Annotated in this window: 2 protein-coding genes and 1 pseudogene; all 3 read left to right on the plus strand. The window is 64.9% G+C overall.

The genetic code is table 11. From position 1 onward, the window contains the following. A partial coding sequence (locus EDC25_RS14545) for a transposase (RefSeq protein WP_207905726.1) occupies positions 1-495 on the plus strand: 495 nt, incomplete at its 5' end. A 409-nt stretch (positions 496-904) separates the two neighbouring features. Then, positions 905-1681 carry a hypothetical protein gene (locus EDC25_RS14555; RefSeq protein WP_136256131.1) on the plus strand — a complete coding sequence of 259 codons (777 nt, stop codon included), beginning with the start codon at positions 905-907 and terminating at the stop codon, positions 1679-1681. A 326-nt stretch (positions 1682-2007) separates the two neighbouring features. After that, positions 2008-3411, plus strand: a pseudogene (locus EDC25_RS14565) (ISCR element clade Ia family transposase); the annotation flags it as partial.

A 3411-nucleotide genomic window follows, 5' to 3' on the forward strand; every position in this document is an offset into this window, starting at 1 on the left:
AAGCGGCTGTCGATAGCGCTCCAGGGCAGGGTGCGTTACCAGCTCAAGACCCCGTGGCGCAATGGCACCACGCATGTGGAATGGGATCCGGTGGACTTCATCGCCAAGCTGGCGGCACTGGTCCCGCCACCTCGCGCGCATCTCACCCGCTTCCACGGCGTATTCGCCCCGAATGCAAACCTGCGTGCGCAGCTGACGCCCTCGGGGCCCGGCAAGCGGCCTGCGGGCGATGCGGCGCCAGTGGACGTCAGCGCCCACGACGAGCCGCGCAGCCCCGAGCAGAAGCGCCGTGCGATGAGCTGGGCGCAACGGCTCAAGCGGGTCTTTTCCATCGACATCACCACCTGCGCCCACTGCGGCGGCGCGGTACGGATCGTCGCCAGCATCGAGGAACCCACCGCCATCCGCGCCATCCTCGCCCACTTCGAGAAGCACGGCGCGCTGGAGCAAGCGCACTACCGGCCCGCAGCGCGCGCGCCGCCGCCGGCCGCGTGACGATCTGCCGGCCACACAGCCGGCAGCCAAGCCAGAGTCCGATCCGATGCGGCCACGACCCCGCAGGGCTGCGCTCGGCCCTGTGCCGGGATTCGGTGAGAAATGGCTACGCACTGAGCCGCTGCGTGGCCCCGCGATGTCGAAAACCCACGCATGAACCCCCGATCTGTGCCCGATCTGTGCCCAAAGCGGCGCTTGCGCGGCCGCTTCCTACCCGCCAGACTCGCCAAAAAGGGCGGTTGAACTTCCTATACCCCCACTTCCAGTTGCAGCAACAAGGTGAACGGGTTGCCCACCAATCTGACTACGTAGGCCATTGTCTGGGTGCATGAGCCAATTTGCCGCGATTTGACGCCTTAACGGGTATGAGGCGTTCAACGCCATGAGCGGAAGTTGTCGAGGGGTCTCCATGCGTATCACAAGCAGGTATCAAGTCTGGTTCCCGATACACCGTTCCACGTGGTTGATGCACCGCGTGGTGATCGGGTTACTGTTGTACCAGGCGAGCTTTGTCCGTGCAGGCGATGACAATCTGTGGGCCACGTCCGGCATTCCGGGGCCTGATCAGGTCATTTTTTCCGATGGCTTTGAGCCAGGCGGCACGCCTGCTGGCTGCGGCGGTGCGCATACCCTTTTCGCCGATGGTTTCGAGCCGCTGTCCGGGCTCAGCATCACCTGGCCGCCGGAAGGATTCCAAGGAAACGCCTGGGATACGACGCTGGCTGCAACCCTTGGGCGGGCAAAGTCCGGGCCTGCATCGGCGGTGGATCCGATCTATATGGACCTCGACCAGGATGGAAACCTCAACATCACCGGCGGGATGCAGGTCAGGTTCGACATTAATGGCGACGGCATTCTAGACACCGTGCATGAATGGAACTCACGCGACGGCCAGTTGGTGATCGATGCCAACTGCAATGGCATCGTGGATGACGGTCGCGAAATCATGAATGAAACCGGCATCGACGGGCAACAGAATATGTACCCGAACGGGTGGGCAAAGGCCCGGGCACTGTTCGATGAAAATCAGGACGGCATCATCGACGGTGCCGAGCTTGATCGGGTGACGATCTGGGTCGACAGCAATGCAGACGGCATCTCCGACAAGAACGAGCTGGCCAGCGCCGCCAAGCTGAGTATTGTCAGCATACATACCGTGAACCGCACGTTCACCGCCATGCCATGACGGATGGGGCGCAGTGCCGGGCGAACCGGCTCGCCTGTTCGTGTGCAGGATCGGATCGTCGGCGGTAGTGGTAGCGAGCGCCCAGCGGGCGACGTATCGCCGTGATTCTCGCTCAGCCAAGAGCGCGATGGAGGATTGTCTGGCTATCCGTGCAAGAGGGTGAGGCAAGGAAACGTGGCCGCAGAAGCGGCCACGTCAGGGCGGCAGATGGGCGTGTCCGATTTTTTGTGTGTGAGGCGGTTTAGTTGGAACGTCTCTTTCAGCGAGCCAGCGTGAATCGGTCTTCGTAGATTATCGCGAACTGGTTCATCGCACCGGAGTGTTTCGTGCCGCGCTTCGCCGCGACCGTGTCGCAGCTGCAGGATGCCGTGGCGCACGCAACGTCGCCGGCAGCGCATCTGCCCACGGCTCGCTATGCGCCTCACCGTCCCGAGCGCACGCTGCTGTATTCGCTGGTGCAGGCGCATTGGCCGGACTTTCTCGCGCGCCGTGAGGTAGAAGACCGCCCGCTGCCCGAGTATGTGCGCGAGGAGTTCGACGAGTATCTGCGCTGCGGCGTGCTCGAGCACGGATTTCTGCGCGTGGTGTGCGAGCAGTGCCGCACTGAGCAGTTGGTGGCGTTCTCCTGCAAGAAGCGCGGCTTCTGCCCCAGCTGCGGGGCGCGGCGCATGGCCGAGAGCGCGCGCACCTGGTGGAGGAGGTGTTTGGCCCGCGGCCGGTGCGGCAATGGGTGCTGAGTTTTCCGTACCCGCTGCGCTTCCTGTTCGCCAGCAAGCCGGAGGCCATCGGCCCGGTGCTGGTGATCGTGCAGCGCGTCATCGCCGGCTGGTTAGCCGATCAAGTCGGCGTCGACCACGCCAGCGCGCAATGCGGCGCGGTGACCCTGATCCAGCGCTTCGGCAGCGCGCTGAACCTGAATGTTCACTTCCACATGCTGTGGCTCGACGGCGTGTACGACGCGAACGTCGAGCCCCCGCGGCGCAAGCCGCGCCTGCGCCGCGCCCGTGCCCCCACCTCTGCGCAACTGACGCAGCTCGCCAACACCATCGCGCATCGCGTCTGCCGGCACCTGACGCGCAAAGGCTGGCTGGAAGGCGAGGACGAATCCGTGTTTCTGTCCGACAGCGCGGCAGGCGACGACGGCATGGACGGTCTGCGGATGAGTTCGATCACCTACCGCATCGCCACCGGTCGCGACGCTGGTCGCAAGGTCGTCACGCTGCAAACATTGCCCGGTGACGCAGGCTCGCTGGAGGGCGATGCCGGCAAGGTCGGCGGCTTCTCGCTGCATGCCGGCGTGGCCGCGGAAGCACACGAAAGCCACAAGCTCGAAAAGCTGTGCCGCTACATCACGCGCCCGGCGATCAGCGAGCAGCGGCTGTCGATCTCACCGCAGGGTAGGGTGCGGTATCAGCTCAAGACGCCGTGGCGAAATGGGACCACGCATGTCGAATGGGATGCGGTGGACTTCATCGCCAAGCTGGCGGCACTGGTCCCGCCACCTCGCGCTCATCTCACCCGCTTCCACGGCGTATTCGCCCCGAATGCAAACCTGCGTGCGCAGCTGACGCCCTCGGGGCGCGGCAAGCGGCCTGCGGGCGATGCGGCGCCAGTGGACGTCAGCGCCCACGACGAGCCGCGCAGCCCCGAGGAGAAGCGCCGTTCGATGAGCTGGGCGCAACGCCTCAAGCGGGTCTTTTCCATCGACGTCACCGCCTGCGTCCACTGCG

It is taken from the genome of Pseudofulvimonas gallinarii, from assembly GCF_004343305.1.
Taxonomy (GTDB): domain Bacteria; phylum Pseudomonadota; class Gammaproteobacteria; order Xanthomonadales; family UBA2363; genus Pseudofulvimonas; species Pseudofulvimonas gallinarii.